The organism is Prosthecomicrobium sp. N25 (assembly GCF_037203705.1).
In the GTDB taxonomy this organism is placed as follows: Bacteria; Pseudomonadota; Alphaproteobacteria; order Rhizobiales; family Ancalomicrobiaceae; genus Prosthecodimorpha.
In genome coordinates, this window is record NZ_JBBCAT010000001.1 from 1796378 (window position 1) to 1811476 (window position 15099).

17 protein-coding genes are annotated in these 15099 nt (G+C 68.1%); 12 read left to right on the plus strand and 5 right to left on the minus strand.

Annotated features, from left to right (window positions below; all coding sequences use genetic code 11):
- Positions 1-72: 72 nt before the first annotated feature.
- Together WBG79_RS08110 and WBG79_RS08115 are read right to left on the minus strand one after the other, a co-directional pair.
- The gene (locus tag WBG79_RS08110; protein ID WP_337356599.1) at positions 73-1068 is read right to left on the minus strand and encodes a tetratricopeptide repeat protein; all 996 of its coding nucleotides are present in this window, start codon (positions 1066-1068) and stop codon (positions 73-75) included.
- Between the two features lie 7 nt (positions 1069-1075).
- Positions 1076-1363 (minus strand): type II toxin-antitoxin system Phd/YefM family antitoxin, encoded by a 288-nt coding sequence (locus WBG79_RS08115; RefSeq protein WP_337356600.1) that lies wholly within the window; start codon positions 1361-1363, stop codon positions 1076-1078.
- A 225-nt stretch (positions 1364-1588) separates the two neighbouring features.
- Here WBG79_RS08115 and cysS point away from each other — a divergent pair, with 225 nt between their 5' ends.
- From cysS to WBG79_RS08150, 7 genes are all read left to right on the plus strand, one after another.
- Complete coding sequence (gene cysS, locus WBG79_RS08120) at positions 1589-2986, plus strand: cysteine--tRNA ligase (protein ID WP_337357910.1); 1398 nt, start codon at positions 1589-1591, stop codon at positions 2984-2986.
- Complete coding sequence (locus WBG79_RS08125) at positions 2983-3375, plus strand: hypothetical protein (protein ID WP_337356601.1); 393 nt, start codon at positions 2983-2985, stop codon at positions 3373-3375. The genes cysS and WBG79_RS08125 overlap by 4 nt, the downstream gene beginning before the upstream one ends.
- Before the next feature lie 5 nt (positions 3376-3380).
- Complete coding sequence (locus WBG79_RS08130; RefSeq protein ID WP_337356602.1) at positions 3381-3785, plus strand: HEPN domain-containing protein; 405 nt, start codon at positions 3381-3383, stop codon at positions 3783-3785.
- Complete coding sequence (locus WBG79_RS08135) at positions 3782-4270, plus strand: GFA family protein (protein WP_337356603.1); 489 nt, start codon at positions 3782-3784, stop codon at positions 4268-4270. The genes WBG79_RS08130 and WBG79_RS08135 overlap by 4 nt, the downstream gene beginning before the upstream one ends.
- On the plus strand, positions 4267-5868 hold the full coding sequence (cimA, locus tag WBG79_RS08140; RefSeq protein ID WP_337356604.1) for a citramalate synthase: 1602 nt from the start codon (positions 4267-4269) through the stop codon (positions 5866-5868). The genes WBG79_RS08135 and cimA overlap by 4 nt, the downstream gene beginning before the upstream one ends.
- 73 nt (positions 5869-5941) lie before the next feature.
- Positions 5942-6208 carry a type II toxin-antitoxin system Phd/YefM family antitoxin gene (locus WBG79_RS08145; RefSeq protein WP_337356605.1) on the plus strand — a complete coding sequence of 89 codons (267 nt, stop codon included), beginning with the start codon at positions 5942-5944 and terminating at the stop codon, positions 6206-6208.
- Positions 6209-6215: 7 nt separating this feature from the next.
- Positions 6216-6647 carry a type II toxin-antitoxin system VapC family toxin gene (locus WBG79_RS08150; protein WP_337356606.1) on the plus strand — a complete coding sequence of 144 codons (432 nt, stop codon included), beginning with the start codon at positions 6216-6218 and terminating at the stop codon, positions 6645-6647.
- A gap of 210 nt (positions 6648-6857) precedes the next feature.
- On the opposite strand, the gene WBG79_RS08155 is transcribed toward WBG79_RS08150, so the two are convergent.
- The 3 genes from WBG79_RS08155 to WBG79_RS08165 form a co-directional block, all read right to left on the minus strand.
- Positions 6858-7379, minus strand: coding sequence for a DUF3828 domain-containing protein (locus tag WBG79_RS08155; protein WP_337356607.1), 522 nt, complete (start codon positions 7377-7379; stop codon positions 6858-6860).
- Between the two features lie 157 nt (positions 7380-7536).
- Positions 7537-8703, minus strand: coding sequence for an MFS transporter (locus WBG79_RS08160; protein ID WP_337356608.1), 1167 nt, complete (start codon positions 8701-8703; stop codon positions 7537-7539).
- Positions 8704-8826: 123 nt separating this feature from the next.
- Positions 8827-9429, minus strand: a complete 603-nt coding sequence (locus WBG79_RS08165) for a TIGR00730 family Rossman fold protein (RefSeq protein WP_337356609.1) — start codon at positions 9427-9429, stop codon at positions 8827-8829.
- Between the two features lie 167 nt (positions 9430-9596).
- On the opposite strand from WBG79_RS08165, the gene WBG79_RS08170 reads away from it, so the two are divergent.
- From WBG79_RS08170 to WBG79_RS08190, 5 genes are all read left to right on the plus strand, one after another.
- On the plus strand, positions 9597-11507 hold the full coding sequence (locus tag WBG79_RS08170) for an ABCB family ABC transporter ATP-binding protein/permease (RefSeq protein ID WP_337356610.1): 1911 nt from the start codon (positions 9597-9599) through the stop codon (positions 11505-11507).
- 468 nt (positions 11508-11975) lie between these two features.
- Positions 11976-12713 carry a CDP-alcohol phosphatidyltransferase family protein gene (locus WBG79_RS08175; protein WP_337356611.1) on the plus strand — a complete coding sequence of 246 codons (738 nt, stop codon included), beginning with the start codon at positions 11976-11978 and terminating at the stop codon, positions 12711-12713.
- An 85-nt stretch (positions 12714-12798) separates the two neighbouring features.
- Positions 12799-13455 carry a glutathione S-transferase family protein gene (locus WBG79_RS08180; protein ID WP_337356612.1) on the plus strand — a complete coding sequence of 219 codons (657 nt, stop codon included), beginning with the start codon at positions 12799-12801 and terminating at the stop codon, positions 13453-13455.
- Between the two features lie 25 nt (positions 13456-13480).
- Complete coding sequence (locus tag WBG79_RS08185; protein WP_337356613.1) at positions 13481-14248, plus strand: ion channel; 768 nt, start codon at positions 13481-13483, stop codon at positions 14246-14248.
- Between the two features lie 123 nt (positions 14249-14371).
- Entirely contained in the window at positions 14372-15091 is a 720-nt protein-coding gene (locus WBG79_RS08190) for a phosphatidylserine decarboxylase (protein ID WP_337356614.1), read from the plus strand.
- The last annotated feature ends 8 nt before the right edge of the window (positions 15092-15099 follow it).

A 15099-nucleotide genomic window follows, 5' to 3' on the forward strand; every position in this document is an offset into this window, starting at 1 on the left:
CGTGTCCCGGCACTCAAGGGGGTAGCCGTAGCCGGAGTAGTGGGAGAATTAGGATCCGAATGCCGTCATACCTCAATAATGGACCCCGTCGAAGACGTTGATATCAGGAAAGGAAGCGCTGTATTCACCTTTGGTTGTCTTCATGGGTCTAGCAAATAATTTTAAATCTCTTCGAATCTTGAGTGCGGTATCCAGATCTTCACCGCTCCTTCTCAGATCACCGCTTTCGCGGAATGCGTGACTGCGATAGTAGTAGGCGAGCGCAAAGTCAGGCTTAAGCTCGATTGCGGCTGTAAAGTCCGCGATGGCCCGCTTGTACTCATGTTTCCATGCGAAATGATTGGCACGATTGTAGTATGTCACGGCAAAGCCGGGATCTAATTTTATAGCCGTCTCGTAGTCCATGAAAGCAAGGTCATCCCGATCCAGAGAATGCCAGACGCCAGCGCGGTTGACGTAAGGGATCGCTGATTCGGGCATAAGACTAATCGCCTTGTTGAAATCGTCGAGGGACCGACGGATCTTATCAAGACCGTAATTCATGCCCCGATTGTTATAGGCGGCTGCGTATGTGGGCATAAGTTTGATGGCAGAACTATAGTCATTAATTGCCAGGTCATCATCTCCAAACGAACCCGTATGCTGCCGTCTTTCACTCAATGCGTTCCCGCGGTTAAATAGCGCAACGAAATTATGAGGATCTATTTCAATGACGGTGCTGTAATTTGTGACAGCTAAATTGTACTCTGCAATCATGCTATACGTGAGGGCTTGGCCAATCAGTGCTTTGATGTGCTTACTATCTATTTTCAACGCCTTCTTGTAGTACGAAATCGACCCCCGATAGTATTCTTTGTTTCTATATGAACGCCCAAGATTTGTGAACACTTCTTTCAAGGTCGACCTGGGAATTGTTCTGCTTTTGAGGGCTGCAGTGCAGGCCGGGATAGAAATTTCAGGGTCGGAGTTCATGCAGTCATCAAGTTCGGCGCCGGAGGCCTCCGAAATCATGGCGCTGCCACAGCAAACCAGCACTAGGGCATGAACGAGGATGAGGAGAATCTTCATGGCGGACCTAGATCCGAGCAGTTGAACCACTGAAAGTCTCGTCCCGCATCTGCCGAACCCGTTCGACGACGTCGATGTCGATCCTCGGTCCGCTCGCGAGAATCGTGTCGAGCAACGCTCGTGCCTTCGCCTGTTCGTGAGGAGCGGCCTCCTGAATGTCGGCAGGAGACGCGAACGGCACCGCGGAGAGTTCCGCGACCGGCCGTCCGTCCCGCGTGATGACGACCGCCTCGCCCGAGAGCATGAGGTCGACCAGTTCCGAGACCGTCGTCTCGCCTTCCGCGACGATGTGCATGCCCACACGCGAACTCTACCATTTCCCCCGGATCCGGTCGACCGCGCCCCTTGACGCCGCTCCCGAATTCCATCACACCCGTGACCATGACGACCGACATCGGCGCATACGCGATCGTCACGATCGCCGACATCATTTGCGGCTAGCTGAAACGCTGGCCCGGTTCCGTCTGACCTCGCGAAAGCCCAGATGAGACCCCGGCCGGCCGGCATGGGAGTTCTCGACGTGGTCCTCAGGCTCTACAACACGCTGACGCGCGACAAGGCGGAGTTCCGCCCGCTCGATCCCTCGCACGTGCGCATGTATGTCTGCGGGCCGACGGTCTACGACTTCGCCCATATCGGCAACGCCCGGCCCGTCATCGTCTTCGACGTGCTCTACCGGCTCCTGAAGCAACTCTACGAACCGGCCGCGCGCGTCACCTACGTGCGAAACGTCACGGACGTCGACGACAAGATCAACGCGCGCGCCGTCCAGGACTTCCCCGAGATGAAGCCGGTCGACGCCATCCGGCACCTGACCGAAAAGACCTACGCGCAGTTCTCCGCCGACGTGGCCGCGCTCGGCTGCCTGCCGCCGACCGTGGAGCCGCGCGCGACCGAGCACATCGCCGAGATGATCGCCATCATGGAGCGCCTGGTGGCGAGCGGCCACGCCTACGCAGCCGAGGGCCACGTGCTCTTCCACGTGCCCTCCATGGCCGACTACGGCGCGCTCGCCCGCCGCTCCCTCGACGACATGATCGCCGGCGCCCGCGTCGACATCGCGCCCTACAAGCGCGACCCGATGGACTTCGTGCTCTGGAAGCCGTCGACCGACGACGAGCCGGGCTGGGCCTCCCCCTGGGGCCGCGGCCGTCCGGGCTGGCACCTCGAATGCTCCGCCATGTCCTGGAAGCACCTCGGCGAGACCTTCGACATCCACGGCGGCGGCATCGACCTCGTCTTCCCGCACCACGAGAACGAGATCGCCCAGTCGCGCTGCGCCTTCCACACGCCCGTCATGGCCCAGGTGTGGATGCACAACGGCTTCCTGCAGGTCGAAGGCGAGAAGATGTCGAAGTCGCTCGGCAACTTCTTCACCATCCGCGAGCTGCTCGACGACTGGCCGGGCGAGGTCCTGCGCCTGACGATGCTGAAGACCCACTATCGCCAGCCCATCGACTGGACCCTGAAGAGCGTCGAGGAGAGCGCGCGCACGCTCGACGACTGGTACTGGCTCGCCCGCGACCTGCCCGCCGCCGAGCCCGACCCCGCCGTGATCGAGGCCCTGTCGGACGACCTCAACACCCCGAAGGCCATCGCCGAGCTGCACGGTCTGCGCAACGCCGCCCAGCGCTCGGGGAGCGAGGGGGATCTCGCCAGGTTCGTCGGATCCCTGCGCTTCCTCGGCTTCCTCGGCGAGACCGCCGAGGCCTGGGCCTCGCGCAAGAAGGCGGCCGCCGGCGTCGACCAGGCGGCCGTCGAGGCCCTCGTGCAGGCCCGTCTCGCCGCCCGCAAGGCCAGGAACTTCGCCGAATCCGACCGCCTCCGCGACGAACTCGCCGCCATGGGGGTGGTTCTGAAGGACTCGAAGGACCCGAAGACCGGCGAGATCCGAACGGAATGGGAGGTCGGACGGTGAGCACGAAGGCGCTGTTCGACGGCGACCCTACTCGCCGGAACTGGCCCGATTGGCCGGCGCGGATCACGCCCGAAGTGATCGCGGGCGCGATCGGAATGTACTCCGACCTTTTGCGCAGCGCGTTCCCGAATGTGGTGGCCGCAGTCCACCCTGTCGAACCGTCCCTGCGGGAGGACGAGCCGACCCCGGACGATCTGGAGGTGGCTGTCGTCTTCGAGGACGGAGGCTGGTCCCACACGAGCCGGATCGTCGCGTTGGGCGAACTGGCCTTCGACGTCCTGATGGTGTTCGGGGTCCGGCTTCACGGCAGGCCCTATACCCGATCGGAGTGGGATCGCGGGGTCGACGGCTTTGGCAATCCGATTCGGCCTCTTCCGATCGGTGGGTAGACCAGATGATGATCCGGGTTCTGCTCGACAAGGCGGGCCAATCGCTCCGTTCGGCCGAACATCTGATGGAGGCGGCGCTCCTGGAGGGCGCGGCCAACCGAGCGTACTTCGCCATGTTCCATGCCGCCCGCGCCAGCCTTCTGAGCCTCGATCCTGCCGGGGCCGGGCGCGTTCGCAAGCATCGCTCGGTCATCGCCGGTTTCGGTCTCCTCGTCGTCCGCCCGGGCCTCGTCGGAGTGCATCTGGGGCGCTGGCTGAACGCGGCCGAGGAACTCAGGACCGAAGCGGATTACGATCCCAGGCCCCTGGACGACGCCGAACGGGTTCAGGATGCGATCGAACGGGCACGTCACTTCCTCGGCGAGGTCGCCGTTCTGCTCGAACACCGTACCACCCAGGACGCCCCATGACGGCCACCCCCCTGACCGGCGGATGCCAGTGCGGCGCGGTGCGCTTCCGTGCCGCCTCCCTCGGCCGCGCCTCGATCTGCCACTGCCGCATGTGCCAGAAGGCCTTCGGCTCCTTCTTCGGTCCGCTCGTGACCGCCCACGGCCTCGTCTGGACGCGCGGCGAGCCGGCCTGCTTCCGCTCGTCCAACAAGGTCCGGCGCGGCTTCTGCGCGGCCTGCGGCACGCCGCTGACCTACGAGCCGGACGGCTTCGACGCCGTCGAGATCGCCATCGGCGCCTTCGACGACCCGGCCGCGATCCGTCCGGCCATCCAGCTCGGCACGGAGAGCCGCGTGCCGTGGTTCCACGAACTCGCCGACCTGCCCGGCCGACCGCCCGGGAATGCCGCCGCGATCGAGGCCTTCTTCGCCGGCCTCGTCTCCTTCCAGCACCCCGACCACGACACGGCCAGTCCGCCGGCCCCGACCGGAGAAAAAGAGCCATGACCGCCCGCGCCCGCGTCCATCTTTTCGACACCACGCTCCGGGACGGAGCCCAGACGTCAGGCGTCGACTTCGGCCTCGAGGACAAGATCGTGGTCGCGAAGTGGCTGGACGATTTCGGCATCGACTATGTCGAGGGCGGCTATCCGGGCGCCAACCCGCTCGACACCGCCTTCTTCGCCGAGAAGCGCACGAAGCGCGCCCGCTTCACCGCCTTCGGCATGACCCGCCGCGCCGGCGTCTCGGTCTCCAACGATCCCGGCGTGGTCGCGCTCCTGGAGGCGAAGGCCGACGCGATCTGCTTCGTCGCGAAATCCTGGGACTACCACGTCCACGTGGCGCTCGGCACGACGCTCGAGGAGAACCTGGAGGGCATCCGCCAGTCCGTCGCCGCCGCCCGCGCGCGGGGTCGCGAGGTGATGGTCGACTGCGAGCACTTCTTCGACGGCTTCAAGGCGAACCCCGCCTACGCGCTCGCCTGCGCCCGCGCCGCCCACGAGGCCGGCGCCCGCTGGGTCGTGCTCTGCGACACCAACGGCGGCACGCTGCCCCACGAGGTCGAGCGCATCGTCGGCCAGGTCGCCCGCGCCGTGCCGGGCGACAGCCTCGGCATCCACGCCCATGACGACACCGGCCAGGCGGTCGCCAATTCCCTCGCCGCGCTGAGGGCCGGGGTCCGCCAGATCCAGGGCACCCTCAACGGCATCGGCGAGCGCTGCGGCAACGCCAATCTCGTCACCCTGATCGCCACCCTGGCCCTGAAGCCCGAGTTCGCCGAGCGCTACGAGACCGGCGTGCCCGAGGGCAAGCTGCGCGAACTCACGCACCTGTCGCGCGCCTTCGACGAGCTCCTGAACCGCGCGCCCAACCGCCACGCGCCCTATGTCGGCGCCTCCGCCTTCGCCACCAAGGCCGGCATCCACGCCTCCGCGCTCGTCAAGGACCCGAAGACCTACGAGCACGTCGAGCCCGAGGTGGTCGGCAACCGCCGCCGCGTGCTCGTCTCCGACCAGGCCGGCAAGTCGAACCTCCTCGCCGAGCTCGCCCGCTTCGGCCTCGAGGTCGACCGCAACGACCCCAAGCTCGACCGCCTTCTCGCCGAGGTGAAGGACCGGGAGGCCCGCGGCTTCGCCTACGAGGCGGCCGACGCCTCCCTGGAACTCCTCGCCCGCCGCACCCTCGGCGCCGTGCCGAACTTCTTCGAGGTGCAGAGCTTCCGCGTCATGGTCGAGCGCCGCTACAACGCCATCGGCGAACTCGTCACCGTCTCGGAGGCGACCGTCAAGGTGAAGGTCGGCGATCAGATCGTCTTCTCCGCCGCCGAAGGCAACGGCCCCGTCAACGCGCTGGACGGCGCGCTCCGCAAGGATCTCGGCCAGTACCAGCCCCTCATCGCCGACCTCGAACTCGTCGACTTCAAGGTCCGCATCCTCAACGGCGGCACCGGCGCCACCACCCGCGTCCTGATCGAATCGAAGGACGGCGAGGACAACCGCTGGTTCACCATCGGGGTGAGCGAGAACATCATCGACGCGAGCTTCCAGGCGCTGATGGACAGTATCGTTTACAAGTTGGTGAGGAGCGGGACGAGGAGTGCGTGAGCCTCGGCTTGCCGAATTATGGACAAATGAGGGTCCATTCTGTACATAATGGCGGGCCTGCCGGAGCCCGCCCATGCGCAGCTACCCCATTCACGAAGCCCGTGCCGCCTTCTCCAAGCTGATCGACCTGGCCCTCGCCGGGGAGCCCCAGCGAGTGACTCGGCACGGCAAGGAGGCGGTGGTCATCGTCTCTGAGGCGGAGTGGAACGCGAGGCCGAAGGCGGCACCGACGCTCGCGGACCTCATGCTGCTGACCGTCGGGGCGGGGGAGGGCGGCGACCTCGGGGACAGGCCCTGGAACGAGCGGCATCGGCCGCTCGGCTCCGATTTCGCCGATTGAGCGGGCCTTGTATCTCCTCGACACCAACATCGTCTCGCTCTTCGAACCGCGGCGGATTGCGCGGTCGGCGGGGCTCGTCGACTGGATGCGCCGCAACGATGCCCGGATCCGCCTGAGCGCCATGACGGTCGCGGAGGTCGAGGCCGGCATCCTGAAACTCATCCGTGACGGCAAGCCGGACCGCGCCGCCCAACTCGCTGCGTTCCGGGACGGTCTCCTCACAGACTTCGCGGACCGGATCCTGCCCATGGACGCGGCTGTGGCGCTGGCTGTCGCTCGTCTCGCCGAGAAGGCGCGCCCGACCGTCCCTGAACTCGCCGACCTGATTATCGCCGCCACCGCGTCGGTGCACGGCCTGACCATCCTCACCCGCAACCTCCGGCACTTCGCGCCGACAGGCATTCCGGCGCTGGATCCCGAAGAGTCGCTGCCGGGCTAGGACGCTGGCCTCGGCCCGCGCTCCGCCCTTCCGCGCCCCGCCCCTGCGATACTCAGCCCATGTAGTCTCGTCTCCTAGTCGAGCATTCGTTTCTGTCCTTCCCGGGCCTGTCCCGGGCATCCGGGACGCGCCGTCCGCCTTCGTGGCCTAGATTGTCGGGACAAGCCCAGCAAAGGCAGAGAAAATGGTCGGAACTGCGTGGGAGCGGCTTCACTCCCCCAGAAACGCCTTCGCCACGCCCCTCAGGCTAGTCCCCTCGCGCCCGCGAATATCCTCGACGCGCCAGACGCCCTTCTCCCGGCGGAACTCGAAGGTGACCGTCAGCGTCTCGTCGAAGCTCTTGAAGGTCGCCGTCACGGTCGCCTTGTCGGTCGTCGCCGCGGTCGTGGCGACGGTGAGGCCTTTCACCTCGCCGTCCTGCCCGTCGATCAGCGGCTCGTAGTCGATGCCCGGCTCGTCGAGCTTCTTCGACTTGGCGAAGGCCCGGGCGAGGAGGCCGGCGGTGGCGGCCGTGAAGGTGCGGGCGGCGAGGCGCCGGTCGGTCATGTAGTCGAAGGCGCCGGCCGCGTAGCGGTCGTAGAGGTTGCGCACCACGGCTTCCGGCGAAGCCCCGGCGGGTGCCGGGGGAGGGGCCTTGCCGGCGGCCCGGGCGGGACCGGCGGGCCACGCCGTGGCGAGAGCGGCGCCCGCCAGGGCGGCCGCGAAGGCGCGAAGAAGACGGCGGCGAGTCATGCGGGGCACCTTCCGTTCCGGGGCTCGCCTCGCGATAGCCGGCCGGCCGCGGCCCGGCAAGTCCGGCGGCAGGGGTTTGGGGCGGAGCCGGCTATGCGCGCCCGGCCGCCGATCCGCGACGCTCGAAGCGCGTCTCGCCAGCCCGCGCGTCCGGCCGTCAATGCGCCGGCAACGTCCGCTCGCTCGCCCGGATCAGCAGGGCCGAGACGATCCCGAACACCGTCAGGATCAGTGCCAGCGCCTGGAACAGCGTGACATAGCCCACGACCCCGACGGCTTGCTTCATCAGGAAGGGCCCCGTGCCGTTGCCGAGGAACAGGCAGCAGGCGAAGACCGCAACCGAGGAGCCGCGCGCCTGGGGGGCGAGCTCGGTGGCGCGGGTCTGCAGGTTGTTGTGGATGAGCGTGAAGGCCATGCCGACCGCTCCGGACTGCACCATGTAGGCCCAGAGCGGCATCGGCTGGGACAGGAACGCGATGGCGATCCCGCCCATCAGGCTGCCGCCGACGATCATGCCGGTGGTGCCGAGCCGGGTCACGAAGAACCGCGCCGTGACCCCGAACAGCATGCCGCCGATCCCGTAGGCCGCGATGACGGTGCCGATCTCGCCCGACGACAGCCCGCGCATCTCCGACAGGTAGGCCGGCGCGAAGGACAGGAAACCGAAGAAGATCCCGCCCTCGATGAAGACGGTCGGCAGCAGCACGCGTGCCTTCTCGCTCGAGACGATGCCGGCGTAGCGGCGCACCACCCCGCCGAACGTCAGCGGCTCCGGCCGGCCGGCCGCGACCGCCGGCATGGTGAAGAGCGCGACCGCGATGATCCCCGACAACACCGCATAGGCGAGGTAGACGGTGCGCCAGTCCAGGAACTCGGCGAGCACGCCGGTCAGGAACGAGCCGGTGATCTGCCCCGCGATCGTCCCCATCATGAAGCGCGACAGCATGATCTGCCGCTCGGGCAGCGCGAAGCGGTCGCCGATCGTGGCGAGGCCGAGCGGGATGATGCCGCCGCCGAACATGCCCGAGAAGAAGCGGATCGCCAGCATGGACCGGTAGTCCGGCGCCAGCGCGGAAGCCACGATCGTCAGCGTCAGCACCGTGAGGGCGATGCGGATCACCCGGGTCTTGCCGTAGCGGTCGCCGAAAGGGCCGAAGACCAGCTGGAACAAGGCATAGGGCACCGCATACGCGGTGGCGAAGACCGCGATGTCGGCCGGCGCGACGCCGAAGGCCTGCGACAGCGGTCCGACCACCGGGTCGGTCATGCGCATGACGACGGTCGACATGAAGGCCGCGGCGGCGATCGCCAGGAGTACGGGCATGGGCTCCCTCGCTCGAAGCCGCGGAAAGTGCCGATGCGGCCCGGCGCGGTCAAGCGCACCCGCGCGCATGGCCGCGATGCCTGCCGGGACGTCCATCCCGCCGGGGACGATGTCGCCCGCGCCTCAGAGCTTGTCGAGGCCGACGGGAAGGGCGGCCGCGGCCGGACGCGCCGCGTCTGCCGTGGCCCGGACGGCCGGCAGCACATCCGCGATGCTCGCCGCCACCGCGTAGCTCACCTCGAACCCCGGCCGGATGAAGCCCGTCGCGGTCATGTGCTGCAGGAGGCCGGCGAGGGGCGCCCAGAAGCCGGCGATGTCGACGAGCACGATCGGCTTGGCATGCTGCCCGAGCTGCACCCAGGTCATCTGCTCGACGACCTCCTCCAGGGTCCCGATGCCGCCCGGCAGGGCCACGAAGGCGTCCGCCTGCTCGAACATGATGCGCTTGCGCTGGTGCATGTCCTGCGTGACGATCAGCTCCGTCACCTCCGGCAGCATCACCTCGCGGTCGACCAGGAACTGCGGGATGACGCCGAGCACCGTGCCCCCCGCCGCCAGCACCTCGCGCGCTACCGTGCCCATCAGCCCGATCGAGCCGCCGCCGTAGACGAGCCGGATCCCCGCCGCCGCCAGGGCGCGCCCGAGCGCGCGGGCGGCCTCCGCGAAGGCGGGGTCGTTGCCGTTGGCCGAGCCGCAGAACACGCAGATGGATCGAATCTCGCTCATGCCCGCTTCTGTTGCCCGACCGGTCCGGCCCGTCAAGCGCCAGGCCACCGCCGGCGCCGCGACGGTGCCGCGCATCGGCCGAATTCGCGATCCGGCCCTTACGTTCCCCCGGGGACGGCGTCTATATACGGGCGCGGACGCCCCCGCAGCATCGGAACGCCAGGCTCATGAACCCACACGGCTCGACCGCCGCCAACTCGTCGCGGATCTCGGCGGACAAGGGGCGCACCCTCGACTCCCTGCGGGCCCTGTGGCCCCACATCTGGCCCCACCACCGCGCCGACCTGAAGCGCCGAGTCGTGATCGCGCTCGCCGCGCTCCTCGCCGGCAAGCTCCTGACGGTGATGCTGCCCTACATCTACAAATGGGCGACCGACGGCCTCGCTGCGCCCGGCTCGGGTCCGACCACCGTCCAGCTCCTGGCCGCGCCCGTCATGCTGGTCGTCGCCTACGGCGTCGTCCGCGTCCTGTTCAACGGCTTCAACCAGCTGCGCGACGCCATCTTCGCCGCCGTCGGCCAGCATGCGGTGCGCGAGCTCGCCAACACCACCTTCCGCCACCTGCACGACCTCTCGCTGCGCTTCCACCTGCAGAGGCGCACGGGCGGCCTGTCCCGCATCATCGAGCGCGGCGCCAACGGCATCGAGACGATCGTCCGCATGACGATCCTCGCCGGCATCCCCACGATCATCGAATTCGCCCTGATGGCGGCCGTCATCGCCTACCAGTTCGACTGGACCTACGTGCTGGTCATGGCGGTCACGGTCTGGCTCTACGTGTGGTTCTCCGTCAAGGCCTCCGACTGGCGCATCAAGATCCGCCGCGACATGAACGAGGCCGACACGGACTCCATGTCCAAGGCCGTCGACAGCCTCCTGAACTTCGAGACGGTGAAATACTTCAACGCCGAGAAGCTCGAGGCCGACCGCTACGACCGCGCCACCGCCAAGTACGAGATCGCCGCCACCAAGACCTACACCTCGCTCGCCTGGCTGAACTTCGGCCAGGCCGTGATCTTCACGGTCGGCATGGTCATCGTCATGGTGATGTCGGCGCGCGCCGTGCTCGCCGGCGAGCAGACGGTCGGCGACTTCGTCATGATCAACGCGCTCATGACGCAGCTTTCCATGCCGCTCAACTTCATCGGCACGCTCTACCGCGAGATCACCCAGGGCATCGCCGACATGGAGGCGATGTTCCGCGTCCTCGACGTGCCCGCCGAGGTGGTCGACAAGCCGGGCGCGCCGGCCCTGAAGGTCAGCGCCGGCACGGTCCGCTTCGAGGACGTGCATTTCCACTACGACGCCGACCGCAAGATCCTGAAGGGCGTCTCCTTCGAGGTCCCGGCCGGCCGGACCGTCGCCATCGTCGGCCCGTCCGGCGCCGGCAAGTCGACCATCTCGCGGCTGCTGTTCCGCTTCTACGACGCCAGTTCCGGCCGCATCCTGATCGACGGCCAGGACATCCGCGACGTCACGCAGGCGAGCCTGCGCCGCCAGATCGGCATGGTCCCGCAGGATACGGTGCTGTTCAACGACACCATCGCGTACAACGTCCGCTACGGCCGCCCGGACGCCAGCGACGAGGAGGTCCGCGAGGCCGCCCGCATGGCCCAGATCTCCGACTTCATCGCACGCCTGCCCAAGGGGTTCGACACCGAGGTCGGCGAGCGCGGGCTGAAGCTCTCCGGCGGCGAGAAGCAGCGCGTCGCGATCGCGCGGACGATCCTGAAGGCGCCGCCGATCCTCATGCTCGACGAGGCGACGAGCGCCCTCGACACGCACACGGAGCGGGAGATCCAGGCCGCCCTCGACCAGGTCTCGAAGAACCGCACGACCCTGGTGATCGCCCACCGCCTGTCGACTGTCGTCAACGCCGACGAGATCCTGGTCCTCGACCAGGGCGTCGTCGTCGAGCGCGGCCATCACGACGACCTCCTCGCCCGCGGCGGCCTCTACGCGTCCATGTGGGAGCGCCAGCGCGCCGTCGACGAGGCGCGCGAGCGCCTGCGCGAGACCGAGGAGAGCGACACGCTCGGCCTCGCCGTCAAGGCCCGCAAGACGGAAGCCGCGGAGTAGGGCGGCGCAGCTGCGGCACGCGTAGTCCGCAAACGCGAAGGGCGGGCCCGCCTTGCCGCGAAGCCCGCCCCCTCGAAGTCCGCCGCTGACGCGTGTCAGGCTGCGCGGATGCGCTGCAGACGTCCTCGATGCGGGCCGGGCCGTCCGCGCTCTTGAACTCGAACGCAGCCGTCAGGTTGACCCCGGAGGCGACCGGGCGGGAGGGGGACGATCCGCGCCGGAGGACCGTGACTGCGCGCCGCAGCGCGGCACAGCGGAGGCTTCTCGGGGGAGGCCGGGGTAGGACCGCGTCCCCGCTATGGAACCGAGCGAACCAATCCGCTATGATCGTTATTAAGTGACAAGGGCCGTGCACCGGTCGAAAAGGGAGAACCAGGTGAGCGCCATGTCAGGGTGCACAGCGTCCGGGGTGTTCGTGGCCCGTCCGCGCGCCGCGGCTCGAGGACCGATCGGGGCGAGGGGGCTCCCGTGAACATCGCCTCCGCCGTGGCCAAGCGCCAGAACGTCCTGATCGCGCTCGCCGTGCATGCCTTCACGGCGTCCGGCATCGTTCTCGCCATGCTGGCCGCCGTCGCGGCCTACCGCCTCGACTGGCAGGCCTTCTTCGCCTGGCTGGGCATCGCCCTCGTGGTGGACGGCATCGACGGTCCGATCGCCCGCAAGTTCCACGTCGAACGCAACCTGCCGACCATCTCCGGCGCCGCGCTCGACTTCGTCGTCGACTACGTCACCTACGTGTTCCTGCCCGCCTTCGCGCTGGCGACCGGCGGCTTCGCCTCCGCGCCCGTCGCGCTCGGCCTGGCGGGCGTCATCGTCTTCACGAGCGCGCTCTATTTCGCCGACACGCGCATGAAGATGAAGAACAACGCCTTCCGCGGCTTCCCGGCCGTGTGGAACGGCGTGGTCTTCCTCTTCTTCGTCTTCCGGCCGGATCCGCTCGTCGTGTCCGCCGTGACGATCGCCCTCGCGGTCACCACCTTCCTGCCGATCGCCTTCGTGCATCCGGTCCGGGTGGAGCGCTGGCGGCCCCTGACGCTCGCCGTCACGCTCGCCTGGTTCGTGTTCGCCGGGATCGCGCTCGCCGAGCAGCTCGATCCTCCCCACAGCGTGCGTACCGGCCTGCTCGTCACCACCATCTACCTGGCGCTTGTCGCCGGCGTGCAGCAGCTCCTGGAAGCGGTCGGCCGCGCGCGCCGCGGGCTCTGACCAGGGGCGCCGTCCGGAGCCATTTTCTCCCGTGACATCCGGATCCCGATGGGCGACGGTGCCGCTCCCCGGACCGGAGTCGATCATGCACACGCTCTACTACTCGCCCGCCGCCTGCTCCCTCGCCCCCCACATCGTCCTCGAGGAGATCGGCAAGCCCTACGGCCTCGAATGGGTCCAGGCCGGCGTGAAGACGGTCACCCCCGAGTGGAAGGCCATGAACCCGAAGGGCCGCGTGCCCGCGCTCTCGGGTGTGCCCGGCCGCATCGGCGGCGGCACGGACCTCCTCACCGAGGCCAACGCCATCATGATCTATCTCGGCCGGACCAATCCCGAGGCAGGCCTGATCCCGGCCGACCCGGCGCGCGAGGCGCGCATGATCGAGTGGATGAACTGGCTGACATCGTCCTTCCATGCCGCCGCCTACGCCTCCGTGCGCCGCCCCGCGCGCTTCGTCGACGACCCCGCCCTCTTCCCGGCCCTGCAGGCGAAGGGCATGAAGACGGTCCTGGAGCAGTGCGCCTACATCGACGGCCTGCTCGGCGACGGCCGGGACTGGGCCGTGGACGGCGGCTACACCCTCGCCGATCCCTACCTCTTCACCTTCTGGGTCTTCCTCTACCGCCTGGACGGCTTCGACCTCGGCCCCTTCCCGGCCTGGACCGCGCACGCCCGCAAGGTGCTCGCCCGCCCGGCGACCCGCCGCGCGCTGGAGCAGGAAAAGATCGAGGTCTCGGTCTGACCGGCCCGGCGGGCGGACCCGGGCCATGAACCTCAAGCTCCGCATCCGGGACCTGTACGAGGGCGACGGCGAGGCTGCGCACCGCTTCCGGCTCGGCATCGTGCTCTTCGACTTCTCCACGATCGCCTTCATCGTGGCGACGTCCTTCCTGCCGCGCGGCCCGTGGATCGAGGTCGTCGACCTCGCCATCGGCTTGCTCATCCTCCTGGAGGTCGCGGCCCGCCTCTGGATCTCGCAGAACCGTCTGCGCGACCTGCTGCACCCGCTCGGCCTCGTCGACATGGTGGTCGTCGTTTCGCTTCTGGCGCCGCTCGCCGGGGAGGGACTGGCCTTCCTGCGGATCGCCCGGACCCTCCGGCTCTTCCGCTCCTACAAGCTGATCGAGCGCTTGCGCGGCGATTTCGCCTTCGTGCGCGACAACCGCGCCGCCCTCATGAGCGGCCTCGACCTCCTGGTCTTCATCTTCCTGATGACCGCGATCGTGTACGAGACCCAGCACCGCTCCAACCCGAAGATCGAGAACTACGCCGACGCGCTCTACTTCACGGTCACGACCCTGACCACGACCGGCTTCGGCGACATCACCCTGGAGGGGACCGGCGGCCGTCTTCTCTCCGTGGTCATCATGATCTTCGGCGTGTCGCTCTTCGTGCGCCTCGCCCAGGTGATGTTCCGCCCCAACAAGGTCGACTTCGAATGCCCCGACTGCGGGTTGCTGCAGCACGACATCGACGCCGTGCACTGCAAGCACTGCGGCCGGCTCCTGAAGATCCCCAACGAGGGCTTCGAGTAAAGCGCCGGCGCCTCGCCTTCCCATCCCGCCGGATCCGTGCGAAACGTCACCCGCCCCGGCGCGTTGAGGGCAGGCGCCCCGCCGGGCCGCGTCCCGTTCCGAACAGAGGACCCGCACCCTCCGATGAGCTCCGTCCTGAAGTCGATCGCAACCGCCGTCCCGAAGGTGAACCGGGAAGGCTATCCCTTCGTGGCCGGCTCCGCCCTGGCGACCGTGGTCGCCGCCTTCGTCTGGTCCCCGCTCGCCTGGGTCCTGTTCGGGCTCACCATCTGGGTGGTCGCCTTCTTCCGCGATCCGCCGCGCGTCACGCCGGTCTCGCCGGGCCTCGTCGTCGCGCCCGCCGATGGGCGCGTCTCGCAGGTCGGCCCCGCCGTGCCGCCGCGCGAACTCGACCTTGGCGACGAGGGCTGGATCCGCGTCTCGATCTTCATGAACGTCTTCAATTGTCACGTGAACCGCGCGCCGGTGGGCGGCCGCATCCTGCGCATCGCCTACAAGCCCGGCAAGTTCGTCAATGCCGAGCTCGACAAGGCGAGCGAGGACAACGAGCGCAACGGCCTCGTCATCGAGACCGGCGAGCGCCCCGGCGCCGGCCACACGATCGGCTGCGTGCAGATCGCCGGGCTCGTCGCACGCCGCATCGTCTCCTGGGTGAAGGAGGGCGAGACCATCCAGGCCGGCGACCGCTTCGGCATGATCCGTTTCGGGTCCCGCCTGGACGTCTACCTGCCCGCCGGCACGGTGCCGCTCGTCGCCGTCGGCCAGACGACCGTCGCGGGCGAGACCGTCCTCGCCGACCTGTCGCGCCCGGGCTCGGGCTACACGGTGGTCCGCGTCAGCTGAGGAGGCCT